Raw genomic sequence first — 25,889 nt, forward strand, 5'->3', positions numbered from 1 at the left:
CGTAACATGCCGGGCCGGCCGAGTCCGGCGGCCCAGATCCGAACCGAGAGAGAGCCCTCACGCATGGCGCACGCCGTCACCGCTTCGAGCACGCCGCCCCTGCGCAGCAACGAGCCCCTGAACGCGGACAGCGTCCGGCGCGCCCGGGTCGACCTGGCCGCCTGCCTGCGCTGGGCCGCGCGCAACGGTCTCGAGGAGGGGATCTGCAACCATTTCTCGGCGGTCCTGCCGGAGCGGCCGGACCTGTTCCTGGTCAACCCCTACGGCCTGGCCTTCGCCGAAGTCACGGCGTCGAGCCTGCTCCTGTGCGACTTCCACGGCAACGTCGTGGAGGGCGACGGCCAGCCCGAGGCGACGGCGTTTCACATCCATGCCGAGCTGCACCGGCTGAAGCCGAAGGCGCGGGCCGCTTTCCACACCCACATGCCCTACGCCACGGCTCTGGCCATGCTGGAGGGCCAGCCGCTGCTCTGGGCCGGGCAGACCGCCCTGCGCTTCTACGGCCGGATCGCCGTGGACGAGGATTACAACGGGCTGGCGCTGGATTCCCGCGAGGGTGAGCGGATCGCCCGCAGCGCGGGAGACGCCGACGTGGTGTTCCTGAAGAACCACGGCGTGATGGTGCTGGGCGAGACCATCGCGGAGGCCTGGGACGACCTCTACTATCTGGAGCGCGCCGCCCAGGCGCAGGTGCTCGCCATGAGCACGGGACGCACCCTGAAGGTCGTGCCGGAAGAGATCGTCAGGCACGTCGCCGCCCAGGAAGCCGCCGGACGCGCCGAGAGCGCGCGGCTGCACCTGGAAAGCGTCAAGCGCGTGCTGGCCCGGGACGAGCCGGCCTTCCTGGCCTGATCAGGGCGCCGTCCGGATCCGCTCCAGCAGAGCGGGATCGGCGTAGCCGTCCGCCGGCAGGCCCTGCGATCCCTGATAGGCCCGCAGGGCTGCCCGGGTCTTCGGGCCGATCTTCCCGTCGACGCCGCCGGTGGCGTAACCGCGCTCGGTCAGCCGGGTCTGGAGGTCGCGGCGCTCGTCGCCGGTGAGGGCGCGGTCGCCCCGGGGCCAGTCGCGCGACAGACCCGGATCGCCGCGCAGGCGGTCCGAGAGCAGCGCCACCGTCAGCGCGTAGGCGAGCGCCGTGTTGTAGCGCAGGATCACCGCGAAATTCGGCCGGAGCAGGAAGGCGGGGCCGCGGATGCCCGCCGGAAGAATCAGGGTCGCCTGCGCGGAATCATCCGCGATCGGACGGTCATGGGCGAGCTTCACGCCGAGGTCCCGCCAGGCCGCGAGACTGCGCGATGTCGTCTCGTCGGCGCGTGCGGCGTCGAACCCGTCCGGGAGCACGACCTCGTAGCCCCAGCCTTCTCCGGATCGCCAGCCATGGGCGCGCAGGTAATTCGCCGTGGAGGCGAGCGCGTCCGGCGCCGAGGTCCAGATGTCCCGCTTTCCGTCGCCGTCGAAATCGACAGCGTGGTGCTGGTACACGGTCGGCATGAACTGGGTATGGCCCATGGCGCCGGCCCAGGACCCGGTCAGGCCGCCGGGCATCCGGTCGAGCGGCACCTCGTCGCGCGCCAGGATCTGCAGGGCGGCGGTCAGCTCGTCGCGCCAGTAGGCGGCTCGGGTGGGATCGCCGCAGCTCAGGGTCGCGAGCGAGCGCACCACCGGCTTCACCACGCCGGGATTGTCGAGCACGGTGCCGTAGGTCGATTCCACCCCCCAGAAGGCGACCAGGGTGTAGCGGTCGACACCGTACCGGGCCTCGATCGCCGCGAGCGGCCCTGCCAACGCGGCGAGCTTGCGCTGCCCCGCCTCGATCCGCGCCGGCGTGACGCTGGCGTCGATGTAGTCCCAGATCGGCCGGACGAACTCGCCCTGGTTCTGGGTGGCGGCCAGCACGTCCGGGTCCGGCTCCAGGCCGCCGAGCTGTGCCTGCGCGACGGCCTGCGGTACGTCGTGCGCGGTCGCCCAGGCGATCAGATCGGTGCGGCAGGTCTCGAAGGATGGGGCGGGCGCGGGAGGCGGCGCTGGCTCCGGCGCCGCGACGGCAAGCCCCGGAGCCAGCGCCAAGGCCGCGATCCCGAGCCTGAAGGCGCACAGCCCCGGATGCCTGCCGTGCCGCGATGGGGAAGCCGACTTGATGCGATCGTCCATCGACCTCTCCGGCTCAAAGCCTGATATGCGGTTTCCGGTCGGAGCGCGCTCCACCGACATCGCGAGCGCAACGAAGCAACCGGGGGAAACGCGACATTCGAAGATCGCGCGCCGCTCTGGGCCGCTTCGCTGCGCTCGCGATGACGGCCGAGCGGCCGAGCGATCGACCCTGGGCCGTCTTATCGGCTGAGCCCGGCGGTTTCCAGGGATCGGCCGCCAGGGCCCGGATGGGTTTCCGTCACTAGAGGCCCTACTTCCGTTCGGGACATCCGGCGGAGACCCAACTGTGAAGCGATCCGTCCGTGCCGTGTCCGGCATCGCAGCCCTGCTCAGCGCCGGTCCGGCCTGCGCCCTGGAGGTCACCCGCAGCCGGGATATCCCGGCGCCGCCCGCGGCGGTCTGGGCGCTGGTCGGCGAGTTCTGCGCCATCGGCCTGTGGCATCCGCAGGTCGAGCGCTGCATCCTGTCGCGCGAAGACGACGACGACGGCATCCGCGCGCAGATCCGCGGCCTCGTGACCAAAGGCGGGCTCGGGACGATCGTCGAGGTCGAGACCGCTCGCGACGAGGCGGCCATGAGCTACAGCTACAGCTTCATCCAGGGCCCGCTGCCGGTGCGCTCCTACAACGCGACGCTGGCGGTTCGGCTGAACGGCGCGGGCTCCACCGTGATCTGGACCGCCACCTTCGACGCGGAGGGCATGACCGACGCGGAGGCCGTCAAGGACATCACCGGTGTCTACGACGCGGGCCTCGCCGGCATCGCCCGCGAGCTCGCCCGCTAGGCGGCCGGTCCGCACAGGCAATTGACGCGGTGCAGCAGAAAAAGCTCGCCTCCGTGCGCATCCTTACCAATGTGAGCAGCGTCGGCGGGCCCGATCGCCCGGCCGATTCCCGGAGGTCGTGTTGAAGGCAGAGACCCGCATGCGCCGTCACCGCCACGCCAAGATCGTCGCCACGGTCGGTCCCGCAAGCTCCGCGCCCGACCAGCTGCACGCCCTGTTCCTCGCCGGGGTCGATACCTTCCGGCTCAATTTCAGCCACGGGGTGCAGGAGGATCACGCCAAGGTCCACGCGGCGATCCGGGCGCTGGAGCGGGAGGTCGGCCGCCCGATCGGCATCCTGCAGGACCTGCAGGGCCCCAAGATCCGGATCGGTACGCTGCAGGGCGGCCGCCTCGATCTCGTGGCCGGCGAGACGATCCGCTTCGTGCTCGAAGGAGCCGAAGGCGACAAGCAAGCCATCCCGCTCCACCATCCGGAGATCTTCGCCGCGGTGGTGCCCGGGCAGGAACTCCTGATCGACGACGGGCGTGTTCGGGTGCGCGTCGTCGGGCCGGGCCGGGATTCGATCACCGCCGAGGTGGTGACTGGCGGCCCGATCTCGAACCGCAAGGGCGTCAACCTGCCCGGCACCCTGCTGGACCTGTCGCCGCTCACCGAGAAGGACCGGGCCGACCTCGCCTTCGGGCTCGAACTCGGCGTCGATTGGGTCGCCCTGTCCTTCGTCCAGAAGCCGTCCGACGTGATCGAGGCGCGCGGGATCATCGGCGACCGCGCCGGCATCATGTCGAAGATCGAGAAGCCGCAGGCGCTCGAGCGGATCGACGACATCATCCGGCTCTCGGACGCCGTGATGGTCGCCCGCGGCGATCTCGGCGTCGAGATTCCGCACGAGGACGTGCCCGGGCGGCAGAAGGAGTTGATCCGCGCTTGCCGCCTCGCCGTGAAGCCGGTGATCGTGGCGACCCAGATGCTCGACTCGATGGTCCAGGCGCCGGCGCCGACCCGGGCGGAGGCCTCCGACGTCGCCACGGCCATCTATGACGGCGCCGATGCGGTGATGCTCTCGGCGGAATCCGCCACCGGGAAATATCCGGTGGAGGCGGTCTCGATGATGGACCGGATCATCCGCAGCGTGGAGGGCCACAAGCTCTACCACTCGATCGTGGCCGCCTCCGAGCCCGGCGAGGAGGAGACGCCGCCCCATGCCGTGGCGACCGCCACCGCGGATCTCGCCGAGGCGGTGCGGGCCGCCGCGATCGTGACCTACACGACGAGCGGCACGACGGCAGCGCGTGTCGCCCGCAAGCGCCCGGCCTCGTCGATCCTGGCGCTCACGCCGAGCCTCGCCACGTCCCGCCGGCTCTGCCTGCTCTGGGGCGCGCACAGCGTGCATACCGACGATGTCGATTCCTACGAGGAGATGACCGCCAAGGCCGGCCTGCACGCGCAGGCGGAAGGCTTCGCCAAGCCCAACGACATCATCGTCGTCACCGCCGGCATCCCGTTCCATACGATGGGCAACACCAACAACATTCGCCTGATGCAGGTGTGAGGCCGGGAGCCGGGGAACGTCGCCCGCGCATCGTCCGTTAATGGGCAAGCTGCGCCGTTTTGGCGCGAACGCCGGAGAGAGCCATGAGCCTGATCGGACGCATCGTCACCAAGCTTCTCGGCAACGAGAACCGCCCCATCGACCGCGACGACCGGAACGCCAGCACGGCGACCCCGATCGGCCGTCTGGTCACCAAGATCCTGGGCAAGTAAGGGTCCCGATCGCCGCGCGCCCGAGAGGGCGCGCGGCGCTGATCATTAGCGCTGTCAGTTCGCCACCGCGTTCGCGGTCTGCTTGAGCGTCGGCGACGCCGGAACGGTGTGCTGCCAGAAGGTGCCGGTCCGGCCCTTCTCCAGCCCCTCCTGATACAGGGCCCGCATGTAGGCGGTATCGAAGCCCTTGGCGGCGGACACCTTCGGGCCGTTCTCGTCGATATAGGTGAGGTTGAAGCCCATCCCATTGTTGCGCGCGAGCGCGTAGGTCGCCGACAGCGTGGCGCGCGAGCGGGCGCGGCTCGCCGTCGTGAACGAGCGCTCGACGATCGACAGGGTGTTGTTCTTCGTCACCTCGAAATCCGGCTCGAGACGGCCGTTGATCACCACGTAGATGTTGGCCTTGCCGCCGGTGCGGATCCTGCCGTCACGCAGCAGCAGCGTCTGCGGGAGCGTGAAGACCGGCGTGACCACCGAGCCGTCGACATGCATCTCCTGGAAGCGCGAATCGGCGGCCGTCACGTCGATCATCTGCGGCGGGAACACCGCCGGGATGCTGGCCGAGGCGGCCAGGACGTCGCGGAACAGCTCCAGCGCGTTCGGTGCGCCGCTCGAGGCGATGACGCCCATGTTCCAGATCACGGCGCGCTGCGAGTCGAGATTGGTCGTGACCACCATGAGCCGCCGGCCCTTGGCGTGCTCCTCCGCGATGGCCGTGAGCAGCTCCGGGGTGACGTAGCGGCCGATCAGGTTGCGCAGCCGCCCGTCCCCGAACAGGCCCGAGCCGAACACGATGTTGGCGAGGTTGGGCGAGGTCACCAGCTCGCCGGCGACGCCGCTGGTGTAGAACTCGGTCAGGTACGGATCGTAGGCCGGGCCCAGGAACGCGAAGGGGGCGATCAGCGCGCCGGTCGAGACGCCGGAGACCAGCGTGAATTCCGGACGGGTGCCGGAGGCGGTCCAGCCGTTGAGTACGCCGGCCCCGTAGGCGCCGTCCCCGCCGCCGCCCGACAGTGCCAGGTAGTTGAAGCCGGCGGACCGGCGCTGCGGATTTCCGGCGAGCTCGGCGATGGTCTCGACCGACGCGTCGGCATAGACCCGCGCGCCCGGGATACCGGGCACGCTGGCGAAGGCCGCCTGCTCGGCCGTGTAGGCAGTGCGCGGGACGCTGCCGCAGGCCGCGACCTGGCCGGCCAGCGCGAGCGCGACCAGCGCCCGCAGCGACCCCTGACGGTAACCCATCGTCCTCACCCTAAATAACAGCAACGCTCGCCCCTTCTGCCACACGAAAGCAGCTTGGCCGTGACCCCGTTCCGGTCACGCCGAGCATTCGGTGCGATTGCTCCCGCCTGTGACGCCGGCGCCACGCCCCGCCGAGCCCGAGGCGGCGGTAACCACCTTCCCCGATGCAGCGGCCATTGCCGGTGGACAGGGCTGGTCTTGGTCTCGGGGCCGCCCTTGCAAGCGTCGCGAGCGCCGCGCTAGGGTCCGGTCGTGGCCTGACGAGACAGGGTGTCGCACGCGGTGCGGCAGCCGACGCGCATGGGTGACGCGCAAGGGTGCGGTCCGCACGGCCTTCCGGCCGAGGTTCCTGGCCGACCCGGACCGCAGATCGTCGCCCAGTCACGGCGCGCGGGCCGCAGGGGGCGGAGGGGGACTATGGAAGCGGGCCTGAGCTGGACGGATGATCGCGTGGCGCTCCTGCGCCGGTTGTGGGAAGACGGGCAGAGCGCGAGCAAGATTGCGGCGCAACTCGGCGGCGTCACGCGCAATGCGGTGATCGGCAAGGTGCATCGCCTCGGCCTCGGCGGTCGTGCCCGGGGGGGCGAGGAAGCTCAGGTTGCGCCGCAGGCCGCCAAGGCCGTGGAGATCGAGACCGCCATCGCGGTAGTCGAGACCCAGGCGCCCGAGCCGGTGGCGATCCTCTCGCATCGCCCTGCGCCGGTCTTCCCGACGCCCGCCCCGGCCGCACCGGAGCCCGTGGCGCTGTCGGTGTCGCAGCGCGTCACGATCATGGACCTGCGGGAATCCATGTGCCGCTGGCCGCTCGGCGATCCGACCACGCCGGAATTCCGGTTTTGCGGCGCCCGCTCGATCACCGGCCTGCCTTACTGCACGCATCACGCCGAGATCGCCTATCAGCCGGCCGCGGAGCGCAAGCGCGACCGGCGCGTCGCCTCGTTCCGCTAGGATCGGGTGCCCTAGCGGATCGGGACCCCGACCTCGCTGAGGTAGCGACGGGTGCCGTCATGGATCTGCGCGGCCGGCACGATCCCGGAGAGGTTCTTCGGCTGGCTCGCCGAGCCCTGCGGGTGGCGCGCCGCCATGTCTGACCGGGCCAGCGCCCTGACGATCCGGTAGGCCGTGTCGGCTGCGAAGCCGGGCCGGACGAGAACGAGGCTCCAGGAGCCGATCGTCTCGATCGCTTCGGCCTGGCCGGGAAAGCTTCCGGGCGGGACCGTCAGCCGCCGGAACGTCGCGCCCGGCTGGGCGAGGCGGGCGATGCCGGCCTCGGACGGTCCGAAGAATCGAGCGCCGCCGGGCGCATGCGCCAGGGCGAGGAAGCCCGGCCAGCCGAGCCCGCCGCCCCAGAGTGCCTCCGCGCGCCCATCCAGCACCATCGGCGGCCCGTCGCCGGCCCGGTCGAGCAGGATCGGGCGGATATCGCGTTCGGGGTCGAGCCCCGAAGCCTGGAGCGCGCTGCGGCCCATCACCGTGAGGCCGGAATTGTGCGTGCCGAGCACCACGGTCCGGCCGCGCAAGTCGTCCACGGTGCGGATCGCGCTCCCCGCCGGCACGGCGAACAGGCCGGGCGTCGGATACATCGGAGCGAGGATCGTGAGACCGCCGGGCTCGGCCAGGGCTGGGGTGGCGTATTCTCCCTGGACCAAAGCCAGGTCGACCCGGCCGGCACGCAGCAGCCCGACATTCTCCGCCGAGCCGCCACTGGCCCGTGCCTCGATGATCAGATCGGGATCCGCCGCCTGGACCGCCGCCGCGAAGGCATCTCCGAAAGCCGGAAAGCCGCCGCCCGGCGTCGCGGTAGCGAGGACGACGCGCGTCGGCTCCGCCGCATGGGCCGACCGGCCGAGGAGGAGGCCCAGGGCGGCGAGCAGCCCGGCGCGGCGAGTCGGTCCGCCGCCAACGGTCAAATGGCGCGTCATCTGACAATCCTGGTCGTCCGCCCCGGGCGTCCGCGGCGGGCAGCGTTCATACGGAGAACGATATTCCAGAAAAGGCCGGCGCATCAGAGACCTTCTTCCACGATTTCGGGTATTCCCCAGCGCCGGCAAAAAGAACTTTCGCACAGGACACTTAGCCTGATTGCCCCGGCTTCGGCGACGCGATATCGCAGCCTCGTGTCCGGCGGCGCGCCAGTGCTTCCCTTGGCTCGGGCCCGCCGGACCCGACATTGATCCGACCCGACACCTGCAGGAGTTCCGCGATGGCCGATTCCCTCAACGCGCCGGCGAAGGTCGGCCACGGTCGTGTCTACGGCTCGATCACCGAGACCATCGGCAACACCCCGCTGGTGCGCCTCAACCGCCTGCCCAAGGAGCACGGCGTCGACGCCGAGATCCTGCTGAAGCTCGAATTCTTCAACCCGATCGCGAGCGTCAAGGACCGCATCGGCGTCAACATGATCGACGCGCTCGAGGCCGCCGGCAAGCTGCAGCCCGGCGGCACGCTGGTCGAGCCGACTTCCGGCAACACCGGCATTGCGCTGGCCTTCGTGGCCGCGGCCCGGGGCTACCGGCTGATCCTGGTGATGCCCGAGACGATGTCCCTCGAGCGGCGCAAGATGCTGGCCTTCCTGGGTGCCGAGCTGGCGCTCACCCCGGGCGCGCAGGGCATGAAGGGCGCCATCGCCAAGGCCGAGGAACTCCTGAAGGAGATCCCGGGCTCGGTGATGCCGCAGCAATTCTCGAACCCGGCCAATCCCGAGATCCACCGCAAGACCACCGCGGAGGAGATCTGGACCGATACCGGCGGTCAGCTCGATGCGTTCGTGGCTGGCGTCGGCACCGGCGGCACCGTGACCGGCGTCGGCGAGGTGCTGAAGCCGCGCCTGCCGAACCTCAAGGTCTTCGCGGTCGAGCCGGTGGACTCCCCGGTGATCTCCGGCGGCCAGCCCGGCCCGCACAAGATCCAGGGCATCGGCGCGGGCTTCATCCCGGAGAACCTGCACACCGACATCCTCGACGGCGTGCTCAAGGTCTCCAACGACACCGCCTTCGAGACCTCGCGGGCGCTGGCTCGGCTGGAGGGGATTCCGGGCGGCATCTCGACCGGCGGCAACGTCGCGGCCGCGCTGGAACTGGCCAAGCGGCCGGAATTCCAGGGCAAGCGGATCGTCACGATCGCCTGCTCGTTCGCCGAGCGCTACATCTCGTCGGCCCTGTTCGACGGCATCGGCTAGCCCGGTTTGGCGAAGGCGCGCCGCGCGCCGACGCTGACGTTTCAAGCCGCGTCTGTCCCCATGGGGCCGGCGCGGCTTTTTCTTTGGCGGGAGGCCGGGACGATACCGTGCCCAGGAAATGTTTTAGTATTCAACCGTCGTTACTCCTCGGCTGTCGCAGATGACGGAAGACCCCTTGGTGACCGAAATCGACAGCAACGATTTTACGGCCGAAGAAATCCGAAGATTTAACGCAGTCGCAGCCACCATCCTTTCACTTTGACTTGGCCATGCGCCCGGAGCGGCGCTGTTCCCGGATGAGAACCTTGGAAAAACCGCGCGCATAGGTCATCTGGATCACGCGCCGTCGCTCCACCCGCGATCCGGCACCGGACGGACTGACTCGCATGCGCTGGCTTCTCGTTCTCATCAGTTGCCTGCTTGCCCAGACGGCGCAGGCTCAGGGCTTCGCGAGCCACGATCTCACAAGCGTCGTGGATCAGGTCAGGATCGCGATCGACCCGAAGGCGTCGGTGCAGGCGACGCCGCTGAGCCTGACCATGACGTGTTCCCCGTGCAAGGGTTCGCCCACGGTCGACATCGAGCTCGGACGGCTGACCGACGGGACCGAGAAGCGTGTGCGATCCGGGGAGACGTCCTTCGCCAAGCTCGAATCGCTCTGCATCAAGCAGAATCCCGATTGCCGCCTCTCATCCCTGCCGGTCAGCCCGGCGGTCGGATGGATCACGGTCTACGGGCTCGGGAATGGCGGGGGATCGACCGCGGTGATCCTGCGCGACGGCGACCTCCTGACCATCCAGGCCAAGGCCGACAGCCCCGGCCACGCCGAGGATTCGGTTCGGGCGCTCGTCCAGGGCATGACACCCAGGATCGTCGGGCCCTGACGCCGCAGCGGGCTCGATTGCGGCAGGCGGAGCACCGCTCGCGCCGGATCGGAACGCCCGACGCAACTCTGGTCTCCCGCCCCCGTTGTCCCGCAACAGCGCGACACAGGAGAGGCAGACGCCATGGCAGAGCAGACGAAGCGGCCGTCGTTGAAGGATTTCAACGCCAACGCGGACCGCAATGGCCAGGATCTCGGCCAGGATTCGCCCCTCGACGTGGGCTTGGCGGCCAACACCCAGACCGACCTCAAGCGGGACCCGGCGGGCGACGCCCAGGCGGCCCGGATCGCCTCCGGCACGCCCGGCTCGGATGCCACGGACGCCACCGAGGCCGAGACGCCGCCTGAGAACCTGAAGAAGTTGCAGGGCGATTTCGGCACCGCGTCCGGCAAGGGTTCCAATTTGGGCGAAGCCATCGACCGGGCGACCGCCGCGGTCGGCCAGGATGACGGGAAGCGGTGATGGGCAGAATCACCAGCGATTCCGGCACGATCACCCGCAAGCCCGACGATACGGTCGGCTCACCGGGCGAGCACCCGGCCGGCGGTGGTCACCAGACCGCCGAACAGGCGGCGATCACCGATATGGGCGCGGGCGGAGCGGCCAAGACCGAATCCAAGGAGGGCTGGGGCAAATCCGGCGAGGCCGGACGCGCACCGCCCGCCATCGGCGGCTCCTCGGGCGGCCATTCCGACCAGACAGCGTCACGGGCCCCGGCTGCCGACCAAAAGGTGGCCGACGGCCACTATCGTGTCGAGCAGGAGAACAGGAATGAGTGAGCGTGAAGATCCGAAACCGAAGAAGCCGGCCAACGTGGCGCCCGACGCGGTGAAGGACCCGAACGAGAAGACCGACGGCAAGCCCGGGATGGGTCCGCAGGGCGGCAAGAGCCAGAACGACGAGACCGATCCGGGCAGCAGCTGAGGATCCTAACGGGCGCCGGCGACCGCGAGGCATCCGTCTCGAGGTCGGCCGGAGGTCTTTTACACAAGACAGCGGGATGCGAAGCGGCCGGACCGCCCGGACGATCACATCCGGTGTGCATCCGGCCGCGGCGCAGGCGTGCCGAACCTCGTCCCGTCGGTGCGCCCCCCCCCTGCCCTGCCGCCGGTTTCGGCGGCGACCCATCGGTCCGCGCGATCCTCGCCGACGCCAGGGCCGAAGCCGAACGCGACGGCAGGCGGCCCTTCGCCGGATCGGGGGTCGGACCCACGGGTTTCACGCAGGCCTCTCGAAACAGATCCGCCGAGCCCAAGGGCTCGGCGGCAGGATTCGATGGGTCAACGCGGGAGGACAGGAATTGCCACCGGCGACCGGGCATGAAGGCCCGGTCGTCGCGCGCCCTTCAGCTCAGGCGGCGGTGTCCTTCGACGAGCGCTCGACGCGCTTGCGATCGTTGGGATCGAGCACGGTCTTGCGCAACCGGATCGACTTCGGCGTGACCTCGACCAGCTCGTCGTCCTGGATCCAGGCGAGCGAGCGCTCCAGGGTCATCCGGATCGGCGGCGTCAGGCGCACGGCCTCGTCCTTCGAGGTGGTGCGGATGTTCGTCAGCTTCTTACCCTTGAGCACGTTCACCTCGAGATCGTTCTCGCGGTTGTGCTCGCCGATGATCATGCCCTGATAGACCTTCCAGCCGGGCTCGATCATCATCGGGCCGCGATCCTCGAGGTTCCACATGGCGTAGGCCACGGCCTCGCCCTTGTCGTTCGAGATCAGAACGCCGTTGCGGCGTCCGGCGATCTCGCCCTTGAAGGGCTCGTAGGCCTTGAACAGGCGGTTCATGATCGCCGTGCCGCGGGTGTCGGTCAGCAGCTCGCCCTGGTAGCCGATCAGGCCGCGGGTCGGGGCGTGGAACACGAGGCGCAGGCGATCGCCGCCCGACGGCCGCATCTCCAGCATCTCGGCTTTGCGCTCGGACATCTTCTGCACGACGACGCCGGAATGCTCCTCGTCGACGTCGATCACGACCTCTTCGATCGGCTCGAGCAGGTTACCCTCTTCGTCCTTCTCGTAGACCACGCGCGGCCGGGAGACGGCGATCTCGAAACCCTCGCGCCGCATCGTCTCGATCAGGATGGCGAGCTGGAGCTCACCGCGGCCGGACACGTAGAACGAGTCCTTGTCGGCGGCCTCCTCGATCTTGAGCGTGACGTTGCCCTCGCCCTCCTTGAACAGGCGGTCGCGGATCATGCGGCTGGTGACCTTGTCACCCTCGGTGCCGGCGAGCGGCGAGTCGTTGACGATGAACGACATGGTCACGGTGGGCGGATCGATCGGCTGGGCCTGGATCGGGGTGTCCACCTGCGGGTCGCAGAACGTGTCGGCCACCGTGCCCTTGATTAGGCCGGCGATGGAGACGATGTCGCCCGCCTCGCCGACATCGATCGGGGCGCGCTCCAGGCCGCGGAAAGCCAGGATCTTGGAGACGCGACCGGTCTCGACCACCTTGCCGTCCCGCGACAGGACCTTGATCTGCTGGTTCGGCTTGACGGTGCCGGAGGCGATGCGGCCGGTGATGATCCGGCCCAGGAACGGGTTGGCCTCGAGCAGGGTGCCGAGCATCCGGAACGGGCCGTCCTCGACCTTGGCCGGCGGCACGTGCTTGAGCACGAGCTCGAACAGCGGCTTGAGGCCCACCGACGGGTCGGCATCCGGGCTGTCGGCCATCCAGCCGTTGCGGCCCGACCCGTAGAGAATCGGGAAGTCGAGCTGCTCGTCCGTGGCGTCGAGAGCAGCGAACAGGTCGAACACCTCGTTCACGACCTCATTGATGCGCGCATCCGGACGGTCGACCTTGTTGATCGCCACGATGGGGCGCAGGCCGATCTTGAGGGCCTTGCCGACCACGAACTTGGTCTGGGGCATCGGCCCCTCGGCGGCATCCACCAGCACGATCACGCCGTCGACCATCGACAGGATGCGCTCGACCTCGCCGCCGAAATCGGCGTGGCCGGGGGTGTCGACGATGTTGACGCGGGTGTCCTCCCAGACGACCGAAGTCGCCTTGGCCAGGATCGTGATGCCACGCTCCTTCTCCAGGTCGTTGGAGTCCATCGCCCGCTCCTCGACCCGCTGATTCTCGCGGAAGGTGCCGGACTGGGCCAGCAGCTTGTCGACGAGCGTCGTCTTGCCGTGGTCGACGTGGGCAATGATGGCGATGTTGCGCAGATTCATGGCGGCCCGAAACGGGTTGTGCCGGCTCCCTGGCGGCCGCGCGGCGCGGCCGTCCGCGCCGGGTGAGGTACGGTCGTGGTGGTTGCGTCGCAATATAAGCCCACGCGTCCGCCCGCAAGGCCGTCGCGCACATGCCGGCCTTTCGTGGCGTGCGTCGTGCCCGGCTAAACCACACGTGGTGCCAGGATTTTTCTGCCGGCGACGCCGCGATCGGCCTGCCGGCCGTCTGCGCGGTGCGACGTTTTCAGGAGAAGCCGCTGCGTTCGACGGCTCCGGTGCCGTAAACGGACACAGTCTGCCGGCGGTGGCGATTCGCCGCCCCTGCCCCGGCGTCGGACGCAGTGCCGGGCGAGAACGGAGCGTACGCTATGAGCAGGAAGGTGGCTCTCGTGACGGCGGGCGGCAGCGGCATGGGGGCGGCCGCCGCCCGGAAGCTCGCGGCCGAGGGCTATGCGGTCGCGATCCTGTCGTCGTCCGGCAAGGGTGAGGCGCTGGCGCAGGAGCTGGGCGGTTTCGGGATCACCGGCTCGAACCAATCGACCCAGGATCTGGAGCGCCTGGTCGGCGGGGCGATGGCCCGGTGGGAGCGGATCGACGTCCTGGTCAACAGCGCCGGCCACGGGCCCCGGGCGCCGTTGCTCGACATCACGGACGCGCAATGGCACGCCGGCCTGGACACCTACCTCCTGAACGTGGTGCGGCCGGCGCGCCTCGTGACGCCGGTCATGCAGGCGCAGCGTGCCGGCGCGATCATCAACATCTCGACCGCCTGGGCCTTCGAGCCGAGCCCGATGTTCCCGACCTCGGCGGTGTTCCGGGCCGGGCTCGCCGCGTACACCAAGCTGTTCGCCGACACCTACGCGGCCGACAATGTCCGGATGAACAACGTGCTGCCCGGCTGGATCGACAGTCTGCCCGCCACGGAGGAGCGCCGGCAGAGCGTCCCGATGGGCCGTTACGGAAGCACGGACGAGATCGCCGCCACGATCGCGTTCCTCGCCTCGGACGGGGCGGCCTACATCACCGGTCAGAACCTGCGCGTCGATGGCGGCCTGACCCGCTCGATCTGACCCGGCGCCCCGCGCGGATTGCGCAGGCGCAAGTTCTGAGCCGCGGCGGTGCCGCTGTACGGCCCTGTTGCCCTATATGACGCTGCAATGACGCTGCTGTCTCGCATCGGGGAAGCGGAGTCGCGCCGACGGACGCAGCGCTGCCGGAGCCCGGTTCCTCGGGCCCGGCCGGCGGCACCGGTCCGTTGACGCGCCCCCGAGGCCCCGCTCCCCGGCAGGCCTCTTGAATGGAACTGCGACCCTCAATGGCGTTCCGGCTCGGATCTGTGCGCGGGCGCACGACAAACCCGCATCGACTCCGCCAGTACGGGCGCACACCGGACGGACGCGATGCGCGAGCTTGAGCCGCGACTTTTCCCGTATATCTGGCGCTACTCCAAGGCCGACCAGCTCAAGATCTGCGCGGTGGTCCTGGCGTCGCTGCCATTCTACTTCGCGTCGCTCGATCTGCCGAAGCGCATCGTCAACGACGCGATCACCGGCAAGGCGTTCGCGCATGGCGAGGCGACCGCTCCGTTCCTCGAGATCACGATCGACTGGCCGGCCCCGCTCGGCGGCGGGACCACGCGGCTGTTCGAGGGGTTTCAGTTCGACCGGTTCGAGCTGCTGCTGGGCCTGTCGACCCTGTTCCTGGCGCTCGTCCTGATCAACGGCGCCTTCAAGTTCTGGATCAACCTGCAGAAAGGCATCCTCGGCGAGCGGATGCTGCGCCGGCTGCGCTTCCAGCTGTTCTCGCTGATGCTGCGCTTCACCCCGGAGGCGCAGCGCGAGGTGAAGTCGTCCGAGACGGCGACGATCATCCGCGACGAGGTCGAGCCGATCGGCTCGTTCATCGGCGACGCGATCGTGGTGCCGGTCTTCCTCGGCACCCAGGCGGCGACCGCCCTGGCCTTCATCATGATGCAGAACGTCTGGCTGGGCCTCGCGGCCGGCGGGATGGTGGCGGTGCAGATGACCGTGATCCCGCGGCTGCGGCGCCAGATCATCCTGCTCAGCCGCCAGCGCCAGATCGCCTCGCGCAACCTGGCCGGCCGGGTCGCCGAGGTGCTCGACGGCCTGCCGGCGGTGACGCTCAACGACACCGGCCGCTGGGAGCGGGCCGAGATCGGCGGCCGGCTCTACAGCCTCTACGACCTGCGCCTGCGCATCTACCGCCGGAAATTCGCGGTCAAATATCTCAACAACCTGCTCGCGCAGGTGACCCCGTTCCTGTTCTACGCCATCGGCGGCGTGTTCGCGCTCAAGGGCGAGCTCGATATCGGCCAGCTCGTGGCGGTGCTCGCCGCCTATCGCGACCTGCCGCCGCCCCTGAAGGAGCTGATCGACTGGGACCAGCAGCGTCTCGACGTCGAGGTGAAGTACGAGACCGTGGCGGCGCATTTCGGGCCGCAGCGCCTCCAACCCGCGGAGCGGGAGATCCAGGGGACGCCGCCGCGGCTCGGCAGCCCGCTGCGGGTCGAGGCGCTGGCGCTGCGCGATCCCCAGGGGGGCCTGCCGATCGAGGTCGGCGACATCCAGGCCGACCTGCCCGGCCAGCTCGCCCTGGTCCCCCCCGGGCCGGTCGCGCAGGAATTCGCCCGCGTGCTGGCCGGCCTGCGCGTTCCCCCCAGCGGCACGGTGCGGATCGGCGATCACGACCTGTCCACCCTGCCGCGCGCGACCCGGTCCCGCCGCATCGCCTTCGCGGATCTCGAACCGGTCCTGTTTCCCGGGACGGTGCGCGACAACCTGCTCTACGGATTGCGGATCAAGCCGCTGCGGACCAAGGGCATCGACCTGAGCAAGACGCGGATCAACGAGGCGGTGAAGACCGGCAATCCCGCCGACAGCATCGACGATCCGTGGATCGACTACGGCCGGTTCGGCGTCCGCGACGCCCGGGAGCTCGACGAGCGCCTGCTCGACCTGCTCTTCCGCCTCGATCTCGGCGACGACCTGTACCGGTTCGGCCTTGGCGCCCTCAGCACGGTGGTCCACGATACCCCGGCGGGCCAGCGCATGATCGCGGCCCGGGAGCATCTGCGCGAGCATTTTGCCCGGAGCGGGCTCGCCGACCTGGTGATCCCGTTCTCCCGCGGGACCTACAACCAGCAGGCGACCGTGGCGGAGAACCTGATGTTCGGGGTGCCGCGCGACCCGAGCCTGACGGATCCGCGGCGGCTCGCCAGCGTGCGGCTGTTCCGGGAGGCCCTGGAGCGGGTGAAGCTGCTGGACGACCTCGACCGCATGGGCGTGGCGATCGCCCAGAACCTCAAGGACATCTTCGCGGACGTGCCGCCCGGTCACCCGCTGTTCCGGCGCTTCTCGCTGATCACCCCGGACGCGCTGCCGGATTACCTGCGCCGGCTCGCCCGCCTGCCCGCGGCGGGCCGCCTGGACGAGGCCGACAGCGTCGCCTTCCTGGCGCTCGCGCTGGCCTATGTCGAGCCGCGGATGCGCTTCGGCCTGCTCGACCAGCCGCTCAAGCTCCGCATCGTCGGTGCCCGCGGCGTGGTGCAGGCGTTCATGCACGGCCATGACGGCTGCGATATCGAATCCTACGATCCCAACCGGATCAACCCGCGCAGCACGGTGCTCGACAACCTCCTGTTCGGCCGCATCGACACGGCCCGGATGCACGGCGAGGCGATCATCCAGCGCGAGGCCCGGGCTGTGTTCCGCCAGTTCGACCTCGAGCGCCCGGTCCAGAGACGCGGCCTCGACAGGGAGGTCGGCAATCGCGGCCAGCTCCTCACCGATCGGGTGCGCGTCCGGATCGGCTTGGGCCGGGCGCTGCTGCGCGACCCGGAGATCCTGGTGGTGGACCGGGTGAGCGAGCAGCTGGAGCGCGGCGTCGAGACCTTGCTCGACGTGACCGCGGCGGTCCTGCCGCGCGCCAGCCTGGTCGCCAGCGTGTCGAGCGAAGCCGACGCCGCCCGTTTCCCCGCGCGGCTGCCGCTGCGGCCCAACGAATCCCGCCTGCGCAACGCAGCCGAGTGATCCCCGCGGGCGGCCCGGACACCGCTCCGGTGGCGCGCGCGTTCGATGAGCCGCGACGCGCGACCCGCGTCGCCCGGCGGTTTACAGTGCGGGCCGTCTCCGGCACAGGATGTCCGACATGCCCCCATTATCGGACGCGATCGCGAGTTCGGCCCGGACCAGCCCGAGCCTCGCCGGCCTGCCGCGCCTGGTGCCGCCGCACCCGGCCCTGGCGGAGCACGAGCTGCCGCTCCCGGCCTATCTGCGCTCGATCCGTGACAACGGTCTGGCGGGCTTCCCCCGGCGCGCCTTCGAGGAACCGATCACCCGCCGCGGCCTGCTCGGCCGGTCGAGCTACGTGCTGAGCGATCCCGAGGCGATCCGCCATTTCCTGGTCGAGAACCAGGCCAACTACGCCCGCACCAGCGGGACGGTGCGGATCCTGCGCCCGATCCTCGGCGACGGGCTGCTGATCAGCGAGGGCTCAGCCTGGCGCCACCAGCGCCGGACCCTGGCACCGGCCTTCACGCCCCGGGCGATCGACGGGCTGGTGCCGCACATCGCCGCCGCCGTGGACGACGGCATGGAGCGGATCGTCACCGAGGCGGCGGCCGGTCCGATCGACCTGTTCATGGCCTTCCACCGGCTGGCTCTGGAGATCGCCGGCCGGAGCATGTTCTCGGTCGGCATGGACCAGTACGGCCCGGAGCTGCGCGACTTCATCGCAGAGTACAGCATCAAGATCGGCCGGCCGCATCTCCTCGACATCGTGATCCCGCCGGGCTGGCCGGTGCCGCTCGATTGGTCCCGGGCGCGCTTCCGGCGGCGCTGGATCCCGTTCCTCGACCGGATCATCGCGGCCCGCCAGGCCGCGACGCGGGAGGCGGGCCATTCCGGCGACCTGCTCGACCTGCTCGCCACCGCCCGCAACCCGGATACCGGCGCCCCGTTCAGTGCCGCGGAGCTGCGCGATCAGGTGGCGACCATGATCCTGGCCGGCCACGAGACCACGGCCGGGACCCTGTTCTGGGCCGCCTACATGCTGGCGCTTGCCCCCGAATTGCAGGAGCGGCTCGCCGCCGAGGCGCGAGCGGCCGACCTCACCGACCCGACCCATTGCCAGAGCGACGGGCGGCTGCCGCTCATCCGGGCGACGGTGGACGAGACGCTGCGTCTCTACCCGGCGGCCTTCGTCATCGTCCGCCGGGCGCTGGGCCCCGACACGATCGCGGGTCACCCGGTCAAGAAGAGCGACATCGTCATGGTGAGCCCGTGGGTGCTCCACCGGCACCGGACGCTCTGGTCCGATCCGGAGGCCTTCGACCCCAGCCGCTTCCTGCCGGGAGCGAAACCGCCGGCCCGCTTCTCCTACCTGCCGTTCGGGGCGGGCCCGCGCGTCTGCATCGGTGCGCAATTCGCGCTGATCGAGACGGTCCTGTCGTTGGCGCGGCTGCTCGCCCGCTTCCGGCTGGTGCTGGAGGATCGCGAGCCGATCCTGCCGCACGCGGTGGTCACCACACAGCCGCAGCGTTTCGCCAAGTTCCGGCTGATCCCGCGCGATTGACCCCTCGCCTTACCCGGACACCGGCCCCCCGGACCGTGCCGCGGAGGCGTTCCAAAAAAAGCGAAGCCGCACCCGGCTCAGCGGGCGCGGCTCGCGCAGGTTCGTGTCGGCGGTGGCGCGTGCGGCCGGGCTCAAGCGGCCTTCTTGGCGGCCGGCTTGCGTCCGACCTTGTTCGCCGCGACCTCGGCGAGCTTGGCCGCCAGCTTCGCATCGAGCTTGGCCGAGGCACCGAGCGGAAGCTCGATGTCGAGGCCCAGCGTCGAGACGCCCTCGCCGCGCTCCAGGGTGACCTTCACCTTGTCCGGCTCGACCGAGACATGGTTGGCGATCACCGCCAGGATCTCCTCGCGGAGCTGGATCACCAGGTCGGGGCGACCCGACTCGGCGCGCTCATGGGCGAGAATCAGCTGCAGGCGGTCGCGGGCGACCGCGCCGGAATTGCGCTTCTGGAAGATACCGAGGATGCTCATGCCGCCCTCCGCATGAACAGCTTGTCGAGGAAGGACTTCCGCTCGGTCGGCATGCTCATCGGCACGTCCTCGCCCTTCAGCCGGCGCGCCGCATCGGCGTAGGCCCGCGCCGGGGCGCAGAGGGGGTTGTTGAGGGTGACCGGGCAGCCGAGGTTCGAGGCGCGCAGCACCTCCTGGCTCTCGGGAATGATCGCCAGCAGCGGGATCGACAGGATGTCGAGCACGTCCTCGGTCTTGAGCATGTCGCCGCGGTCGGCCCGCATTGGGTCGTAGCGGGTGAGGATCAGGTGCTTCTCCATCTCCTCGCCCTTCTCCGCCTTGGCGGTCTTGGAATCGAGGAGGCCGATGATCCGGTCGGAGTCGCGCACCGAGGAGACCTCGGGGTTGGTCACCACCACGGCCACGTCGGCGTGGTGCATGGCGAGCTGGGCGCCGCGCTCGATGCCGGCCGGCGAGTCGCACACCACCCAGTCGAACCGCTCGCGCAGCTCTTCCATCACCCGGGCGACGCCGGCATCGGTGAGCGCGTCCTTGTCGCGGGTCTGCGAGGCCGGCAGCAGGTGCAGGGTGTCGAGCCGCTTGTCCTTGATCAGGGCCTGCGGCAGCTTGGCGTCGCCGTTGACCACGTTGATGAGGTCGTAGACCACCCGGCGCTCGGCACCCATGACGAGGTCGAGGTTACGCAGGCCGACGTCGAAGTCGACAACGCACACGCTCTGCCCACCCTGCGCCAGGGCCGCTCCGAGGGCCGCGGTCGTCGTCGTCTTGCCGACGCCGCCCTTGCCCGATGTGACGACGAGAACCTTTGCCACGCGTCGATCTCCCTTGATCCTGAGCTTACTAGTCTAAGCTTGCCATTCGGATGTTGCCGCCATCGAGCCAGACCTGAGCGGCCTTGCCGCGCAGGGCCGTGCCCATGTCCTCCGCCGTCCGCACGAGGCGGTCGATCCCCAGCAACTCGGGCTCGAATTTGCGGCAGTAGATTCGTGCTCGCGGGTTGCGCGCCGCACCGGCGATCGCGCGGCCCCGCAGGGCGCCGTAGACGTGGATCGAGCCGCCCGCGAGGATTTCGGCGCCGGAGGAGACGGAGCCCATCACGGTGACGTCGCCGGTCGGGTTGATCACGCTCTGTCCGGAGCGGACCGAGCCCTCGACGGTGATCGAGGTGACCACCTGCGGCTCCGGCTCGGCGGGGGCGGCCGGCATCTCGACCGTGTCCGACGGACGCCCCTGCACCAGCAGCGGCGGCAATCCGGACGCGACGGCGTCGATCCCCTCGATCCCCAGGACCGCGATGCCGCGGGCCTTGAGCTCGGCCATTAACGTTTCGAGCGCGTCCGGCTCGGGCTTGAGCTGGGCGCAGTCCAGGATCACGGCCCGGCCTTTCAGCAGGGTCGGCGAGCGCTTGAGCGCCGCGTCGAGGCCCGCGAGCCACTCCGGAAGCGGCGGCTCGGGGGTGAGGGCCAGGCCCTTGAACGCCCGCCCGCGAAGGCTGAGCGGCCGGGGCGCAGGAGCCGCCGCTGGGGCGGTCTCCGGGTCGTCGATCGGCTCGGGGAGGGTTTCGCTCATGTCGGCCCGTTAAGAGTCCTTACCGGACCATTGACGGCGGGCATGGTTACCGAAGGGTTAAGTTTTGGATCCGGTCGGCAAATTCTGCCGGGATCCTGGGATCGATGGACCGAGGGGTCGGTGCGGCCCGTGGTCAGAGGGGGCCCGACCACCGCCTGGTTTCCGGCTGACGCAGTCCGATAGTACCTCGCGACCGCGCAGGGTCGATCCTGGCTAAGCTCTTAGCGCAGATCGCATTTGCCGATGCGACGCGATTGCTCGGACCTGCACGGTGCATCTGTAGTGCGCGATATTCGCGGCACGCTGAACATCACCGCGCGCGCCGCTTACCGCGGTTGGACGCCAATGCGATCCCGGCGCAGCTTCGCGCGATCCTTCGCGTATTCATCAATATCCCGGGCCGGTTTTCCGCCCTTCAGGCTCTGCCCCTGCGTCCGCGCGTGGCGTTGGCTCAGCGGCGAACGCGAGTCCGCGCCGTCTGCTTTCCTCACCCCCGTTCGAACAACCCCAGCTTGATCGCATCCTCGACCAGCCGAACCTCGACGGCCTGACCGCGGAAGGCCGGGTCGAGGTCGTCGGCGGCGCGGTAGAGGCCGTCGATCGCCACCAGTTCCGGCTCGAAGCGGCGGCACCAGATCCGCGCGCCCGGGTTGCCGGCGGCGCCCGCCACCGCCCGGCCGCGCAGGGCGCCGTAGACGTGGATCGAGCCGCCGGCGATCACCTCGGCGCCCGAGGCGACGGCGCCGAGCACGGTCACGTCGCCTTCGAGATGCAGCACGGTCTGGCCGGAGCGCACCGGCGCATCGAGGATCAGCGAACGCGCGGCGTTCTCCTTGGGCGCCGGCTCGGGCGGCGTCTCCTCGCCCGGTGTGGCGACCTCGCCGGCCGGGCGACCGCCCGACAGGGCCGGCGGCAGATCCGGGGTGAGGATCGACGGCGGCGCGCCCTCGATGCCCAGGATCGCGATCCTGCGGGCTGCGAGTTCCGCGAGCAGGCCGTCGAGATCCTCCCGAGTAAGCTTCAGCCCGGCGAGGTCGAGGATCACCGGCCGGCCGGCGAAGAAGTTGGGTGCGCGCCGGTTCAGGGCGTCGAGGTCGCCGAACCACTCGGCCACGGGCGGTATCGGGGCCAGCACGGTGGCCATGAAGGAGCGGCCGCGGAAGCGGATCGGCGGGCGCGCCGGCTCGGATGTCGGCTGGGTCACGGGCGTTTTCGGTGGCGTGAGAATGTCTGACGCATCCATGCGGCGCGGCTGCGCCCGGGGCAATCCCGCTCGGCGCAGTGTGACGCCTTGCTCGGCCCGCCGGTGCATTTCTGTTGTAGAGAGGTCGGCCAGCCCAATCCGGACGAGACCGTTGAGCAGCGTACACGCGCCCAGACCCTTCGTCGTCGACGATCTGACCCAGGCCAACCAGCGCCGGGCGGCCGATCCGCGGGCCTCGGCCTGGGTCTCGGCCAATGCCGGGGCCGGCAAGACCAAGGTGCTCACCGACCGGGTGGTGCGGCTGCTCCTCGACGGCGCGCCTCCGGGCCGGATCCTGTGCCTGACCTTCACCAAGGCGGCGGCCGCCAACATGGCGATCCGGGTGTTCCGCCTGCTTGGCCGTTGGGTGACCCTGGACGATTCCGCGCTCGCCGCCGAGCTGGAGGCGCTGACCGGGGAGCGGGCCGACGCGGAGCGGCTGCGCATGGCCCGGCGCCTGTTCGCCCGGGCGGTGGAGACGCCGGGGGGCCTCAAGATCGAGACTCTGCACGCCCTGTGCGAGCGGCTCCTGCACATGTTCCCGTTCGAGGCGAATGTGCCCGCCCGCTTCGTGGTGCTGGACGAGACCAAGGCCCGGGAGATCTTCGACATCGAGATGGCCAACGTGCTGGCCGACGCGGTCTCGAACGGCGACACGCCGCTCAGCGCCGCCCTGGCGCGGGTCACCCCGGAGGCCACCGGCGACACCCTGCGGGCGGCGATCCGCTCCGCGTTGCGCGCGCGGAGTCTGATCGGCGACCGGGCCCGGATGGACCGGTCCTTCGAAGACTTGCACGGGGCTTTGGGGCTTGCCGCCGAAGAGAACGCGGAGGCGCTCGAGGCCGCGATCCTGGAGGGCGGCCCGGGCTGCCGCCCCGAGGATCGAGCGGCGTTGATCGAGGCTTTGCGCACCGGCAAGGCCAATGACGAGAAGCTCGCCGAGGCTCTGGCGGCGGCCGAGGCCGAGCGGGCGCAGTCGGAGGGGCTGCCGGACCGGTCCGAGGCGCTCGATCTCTACCGTGGGGTGTTCTTCACCCAGAAGGACGAGCCCAAGGCCGACAGCAGCCTCGGCACCAAGAGCGTCCCGGCCGCAGTGAAGGAATGCCTGATCGCCGAGCGCGACCGGCTAGCGCCGCTGTTCGACCGCCTGCGCGCTGCCCGGGCCCATGCCCGGACGCAGGCGCTGTTCCAGCTCGCCGCCGAGATCCACCGCCGGGTCGAGGCTCAGAAGGCGCGGCTCGGGGCACTCGATTTCGACGACCTGATCCACAAGGCGCTGGACCTGCTGGCCCGGGTCGGGGCCGGCTGGGTGCTGTACAAGCTCGACCGCGGCATCGACCATGTGCTGGTCGATGAGGCGCAGGATACCAACCCGGAGCAGTGGGAGATCCTGCGGGCGATCACCCAGGAATTCGCCGCCGGCGAGGGCGCCCGGGCCGGGACCCGGACCCGCTTCGCCGTGGGCGACCCGAAGCAGTCGATCTACGGCTTCCAGGGCGCCGAGCCGCGGGAATTCGCCCTCACCCGGGCGGCCTGGATCCAGGAATCGCGCGCGGCCGGCCTCACCTTCGAGGACGTGCCGCTGACCCTGTCGTTCCGCTCGACCGGCCTGGTCCTCCAGGCGGTCGACGCGGTCTTCGCCCTCGACGCGCATAACGAGGGCCTGTCCTTCGAGGATTCCGCGCGGCGGACGGTCCATGCCAGTGCCCGGCCCGGCGCCCCCGGGGCGGTGGAGCTGTGGCCGATCGCCGAGCCCGAGCCGACACCGGAGCCCGATGCCTGGACGGCGCCGGTGGACGCCCCCGAGACCAGCGCCCCGGCGATCGTCACGGCCCGACGGGTGGCGCAGGCGGTGCGGACCTGGACGAGCCAGGGCGACGCCACCGGCCGGGTCTGGCGCCCGGGCGACGTGCTGATCCTGGTGCGCAAGCGCGGGCCGGCCTTCGAGGAGGTGATCCGCGCCCTGAAGAATCTCGGCGTGCCGGTTGCCGGCCAGGACCGGCTGGAAGTCTCCGCCCATATCGCGGTGGCCGACCTCGTCGCCGCCGGACGGGCCGGGCTGCTGCCGGCTGACGATTTGACCCTCGCCACCGCGCTCAAGACGCCGCTGGTCGGGCTCACGGACGAGGATCTGGTGCGGCTCGCCGCCCGCCGCGACCTGTCGGAGACCCTGGAGGATGCCCTGCACCGCCACGCCGCGGCCGGCGATCCGGCGGCGATCCGCGGCCTCTCCGCGCTCTCGGACTGGATCGCGCTCGCGGGGCTCCACGGCCCGTTCGGCTTCTACGCGCGGCTCCTCGGGCCGCAGGGCGGGCGAGCGAAGCTGGTCGCCCGGCTGGGCGGCGAGGCGGGGGACGCCATCGACGTGTTTCTCGCCGCCGCCGCCCAGGCCGAGACCGGCGAGGACGCGCCCTCGCTCGGCGGCTTCCTGGCCCGCTATGTCGGCACCGAGGCCGGCCACACGGTCAAGCGCGACATGGAATCCGGCCGCGACGAGGTGCGGGTGATGACCGTGCACGGGGCCAAGGGCCTCGAGGCGCCGGTGGTCGTGGTCCTGGATGGCTGCGAGCCGCTGGGGCGCAATGACCCGCCGCTCCTGCCGCTCGCCGCCAATGGCGCGGCGCTGCCGCCGGTCTGGTCGAGCGGGAAGACGCAGGATTGCGCGGCCACCGGCGAGGCCCGCGCGGCCCTGCTCGCCCGGGCCCGGCAGGAGCACAACCGCCTGCTCTACGTCGCGATGACCCGGGCGGCCGACCGGCTCATCGTGGCACCGTTCCGGGGCCACGAGCGCGAGAGCGAGGCGGCCTGGTGCCGGATGGTCCGGGCCGGCCTGGAAGCCGCCCTCGGCGCCGGCCAAGCCCTGGAGCTGCCCTACGGTCCCGCGACCCTGTGGCGGGACGGCACCGAGACGCTGCGCCCGCCGGAGATCCCGGCCGCGGCGGCAGCGGCCTGCATGGCCGAGCCGGTCTGGCTGCGCAGCCCGGTCCCGCCGGAGCCGGAGATCCCGGTCCTCAACCCGTCCGGTGCCCTCCAGGCAGCCGACGGCTCGCGGGTGCCGCCGCCCCGCCTGGCGGATGCCCAGGCGCGCCGTCGCGGCATCCTGATCCATTCCCTGTTGCAACACCTGCCCCGGATCGAGACGGAGCGCCGGGAATCGGCCGGCCTCGCCTTCGTGCGGGCCCGGGCCCCCGGCCTGCCGCGCCCGGCGACCTACGGCATCGTCCGCTCAGTCCTGCGCCTGATCGACGATCCCGACCTCGCCCCCCTGTTCGCCCCCGACGCCCGCGCCGAGGTGAACCTTACGGGCCGCGTCCGGGCCGGCGGGGCCGAGCGGGTGGTGCAGGGCCGCGTCGATCGCCTCGCCGTCTCCGCCAACACGATCCGGATCGCCGATTTCAAGACCGGGCGCCCCCCGGCCGAGGACGAGCCCCTGCCCCCCGCCGAAGCTGGACAGATCGCGCTCTACGCAGAGCTGCTGGGCCAGATCTATCCGGACCGGACGATTCGCCCGATGCTGATCTGGACCTCGGGGCCGGTGATCCGGCCCTTAAGCGGCGACGACATCCGGGCGGCTTTGGACCAGGCGGGAATCGCGGGCTGACGGGCGCGCACCGTCATGGCGAGCGCAGCGAAGCAACCCGGTGCGGCGCGCGTTCTCCGAATGTGGTGTTTCCCTGGATCGCTTCGCTGCGCTCGCACTGACGGCGGGAAGCGGTTTTCGACGAAGGAAGCAGCAACGCGGCTCCATCCTGTGGAAGGGCCTTCTCCCCCGGCCCTCCCCGGCCGACATGCGCCAGCGCACATCGCAATGCGCCCCTCGAGGCGCCCCCATGCA

General features: G+C 70.5%; 22 protein-coding genes. 14 read left to right on the forward strand and 8 right to left on the reverse strand.

Annotated elements, in window-relative coordinates; translation table 11 throughout:
* Positions 1-63 precede the first annotated feature (63 nt).
* Positions 64-852, forward strand: coding sequence for an aldolase (locus BMZ47_RS07935; protein WP_039902535.1), 789 nt, complete (start codon positions 64-66; stop codon positions 850-852).
* Here the strand turns inward: BMZ47_RS07935 and BMZ47_RS07940 are convergent, their stop codons facing one another.
* Positions 853-2,151: a lytic murein transglycosylase gene (locus BMZ47_RS07940; RefSeq protein ID WP_091860447.1), complete on the reverse strand. Its 1,299-nt coding sequence runs from the start codon at positions 2,149-2,151 to the stop codon at positions 853-855.
* A gap of 286 nt (positions 2,152-2,437) precedes the next feature.
* Between BMZ47_RS07940 and BMZ47_RS07945 the strand changes: the two genes are divergently transcribed.
* From BMZ47_RS07945 to BMZ47_RS07955, 3 genes are all read left to right on the forward strand, one after another.
* Positions 2,438-2,935 (forward strand): SRPBCC family protein, encoded by a 498-nt coding sequence (locus BMZ47_RS07945; RefSeq protein ID WP_091860450.1) that lies wholly within the window; start codon positions 2,438-2,440, stop codon positions 2,933-2,935.
* Between the two features lie 139 nt (positions 2,936-3,074).
* Complete coding sequence (gene pyk, locus BMZ47_RS07950; protein WP_091860453.1) at positions 3,075-4,487, forward strand: pyruvate kinase; 1,413 nt, start codon at positions 3,075-3,077, stop codon at positions 4,485-4,487.
* An 83-nt stretch (positions 4,488-4,570) separates the two neighbouring features.
* A complete protein-coding gene (locus BMZ47_RS07955; protein ID WP_007561257.1) occupies positions 4,571-4,699 on the forward strand; it encodes a hypothetical protein in 129 nt (42 codons plus the stop codon).
* A 54-nt stretch (positions 4,700-4,753) separates the two neighbouring features.
* On the opposite strand, the gene BMZ47_RS07960 is transcribed toward BMZ47_RS07955, so the two are convergent.
* On the reverse strand, positions 4,754-5,941 hold the full coding sequence (locus BMZ47_RS07960; protein WP_091860456.1) for a patatin-like phospholipase family protein: 1,188 nt from the start codon (positions 5,939-5,941) through the stop codon (positions 4,754-4,756).
* Positions 5,942-6,358: 417 nt separating this feature from the next.
* Between BMZ47_RS07960 and BMZ47_RS07965 the strand changes: the two genes are divergently transcribed.
* Positions 6,359-6,889, forward strand: coding sequence for a GcrA family cell cycle regulator (locus tag BMZ47_RS07965; protein ID WP_007561252.1), 531 nt, complete (start codon positions 6,359-6,361; stop codon positions 6,887-6,889).
* Between the two features lie 11 nt (positions 6,890-6,900).
* Here BMZ47_RS07965 and BMZ47_RS07970 read toward each other — a convergent pair whose 3' ends face one another.
* Complete coding sequence (locus tag BMZ47_RS07970) at positions 6,901-7,863, reverse strand: TAXI family TRAP transporter solute-binding subunit (RefSeq protein WP_091860459.1); 963 nt, start codon at positions 7,861-7,863, stop codon at positions 6,901-6,903.
* Positions 7,864-8,144: 281 nt separating this feature from the next.
* Between BMZ47_RS07970 and cysK the strand changes: the two genes are divergently transcribed.
* From cysK to BMZ47_RS28450, 5 genes are all read left to right on the forward strand, one after another.
* Entirely contained in the window at positions 8,145-9,119 is a 975-nt protein-coding gene (cysK, locus tag BMZ47_RS07975) for a cysteine synthase A (RefSeq protein WP_091860462.1), read from the forward strand.
* A gap of 386 nt (positions 9,120-9,505) precedes the next feature.
* The gene (locus BMZ47_RS07980; RefSeq protein WP_091860465.1) at positions 9,506-10,003 is read left to right on the forward strand and encodes a hypothetical protein; all 498 of its coding nucleotides are present in this window, start codon (positions 9,506-9,508) and stop codon (positions 10,001-10,003) included.
* Between the two features lie 123 nt (positions 10,004-10,126).
* Positions 10,127-10,465 carry a hypothetical protein gene (locus BMZ47_RS07985; protein WP_007561244.1) on the forward strand — a complete coding sequence of 113 codons (339 nt, stop codon included), beginning with the start codon at positions 10,127-10,129 and terminating at the stop codon, positions 10,463-10,465.
* Entirely contained in the window at positions 10,465-10,782 is a 318-nt protein-coding gene (locus tag BMZ47_RS07990; protein ID WP_091860468.1) for a hypothetical protein, read from the forward strand. The genes BMZ47_RS07985 and BMZ47_RS07990 overlap by 1 nt, the downstream gene beginning before the upstream one ends.
* A complete protein-coding gene (locus BMZ47_RS28450) occupies positions 10,775-10,927 on the forward strand; it encodes a hypothetical protein (RefSeq protein ID WP_007561240.1) in 153 nt (50 codons plus the stop codon). The genes BMZ47_RS07990 and BMZ47_RS28450 overlap by 8 nt, the downstream gene beginning before the upstream one ends.
* 426 nt (positions 10,928-11,353) lie before the next feature.
* On the opposite strand, the gene typA is transcribed toward BMZ47_RS28450, so the two are convergent.
* Positions 11,354-13,180, reverse strand: coding sequence for a translational GTPase TypA (gene typA / locus BMZ47_RS07995; RefSeq protein ID WP_007561238.1), 1,827 nt, complete (start codon positions 13,178-13,180; stop codon positions 11,354-11,356).
* A 368-nt stretch (positions 13,181-13,548) separates the two neighbouring features.
* Here typA and BMZ47_RS08000 point away from each other — a divergent pair, with 368 nt between their 5' ends.
* The 3 genes from BMZ47_RS08000 to BMZ47_RS08010 all read left to right on the forward strand — a co-directional run bounded on the left by BMZ47_RS08000 (position 13,549) and on the right by BMZ47_RS08010 (position 18,772).
* A complete protein-coding gene (locus BMZ47_RS08000) occupies positions 13,549-14,250 on the forward strand; it encodes an SDR family oxidoreductase (protein ID WP_091860470.1) in 702 nt (233 codons plus the stop codon).
* Between the two features lie 330 nt (positions 14,251-14,580).
* Positions 14,581-17,229, forward strand: a complete 2,649-nt coding sequence (locus BMZ47_RS08005; protein ID WP_091860473.1) for an ABC transporter ATP-binding protein — start codon at positions 14,581-14,583, stop codon at positions 17,227-17,229.
* A 118-nt stretch (positions 17,230-17,347) separates the two neighbouring features.
* Positions 17,348-18,772, forward strand: a complete 1,425-nt coding sequence (locus tag BMZ47_RS08010) for a cytochrome P450 (RefSeq protein ID WP_091860476.1) — start codon at positions 17,348-17,350, stop codon at positions 18,770-18,772.
* A gap of 131 nt (positions 18,773-18,903) precedes the next feature.
* Here BMZ47_RS08010 and minE read toward each other — a convergent pair whose 3' ends face one another.
* The 4 genes from minE to minC (BMZ47_RS08030) form a co-directional block, all read right to left on the reverse strand.
* Positions 18,904-19,242 carry a cell division topological specificity factor MinE gene (gene minE / locus BMZ47_RS08015; RefSeq protein ID WP_007561229.1) on the reverse strand — a complete coding sequence of 113 codons (339 nt, stop codon included), beginning with the start codon at positions 19,240-19,242 and terminating at the stop codon, positions 18,904-18,906.
* Complete coding sequence (gene minD, locus BMZ47_RS08020) at positions 19,239-20,054, reverse strand: septum site-determining protein MinD (protein ID WP_007561227.1); 816 nt, start codon at positions 20,052-20,054, stop codon at positions 19,239-19,241. Before minD ends, minE begins: the two co-directional genes overlap by 4 nt.
* A 28-nt stretch (positions 20,055-20,082) precedes the next feature.
* Positions 20,083-20,811, reverse strand: a complete 729-nt coding sequence (gene minC, locus BMZ47_RS08025; RefSeq protein WP_007561226.1) for a septum site-determining protein MinC — start codon at positions 20,809-20,811, stop codon at positions 20,083-20,085.
* A gap of 487 nt (positions 20,812-21,298) precedes the next feature.
* Entirely contained in the window at positions 21,299-22,054 is a 756-nt protein-coding gene (gene minC, locus BMZ47_RS08030; RefSeq protein ID WP_091860479.1) for a septum site-determining protein MinC, read from the reverse strand.
* Positions 22,055-22,166: 112 nt separating this feature from the next.
* Between minC (BMZ47_RS08030) and addA the strand changes: the two genes are divergently transcribed.
* Entirely contained in the window at positions 22,167-25,655 is a 3,489-nt protein-coding gene (addA, locus tag BMZ47_RS08035; protein ID WP_091860482.1) for a double-strand break repair helicase AddA, read from the forward strand.
* Positions 25,656-25,889 lie beyond the last annotated feature (234 nt).

This window comes from Methylobacterium brachiatum, from assembly GCF_900113845.1.
Classification (GTDB): domain Bacteria; phylum Pseudomonadota; class Alphaproteobacteria; order Rhizobiales; family Beijerinckiaceae; genus Methylobacterium; species Methylobacterium brachiatum.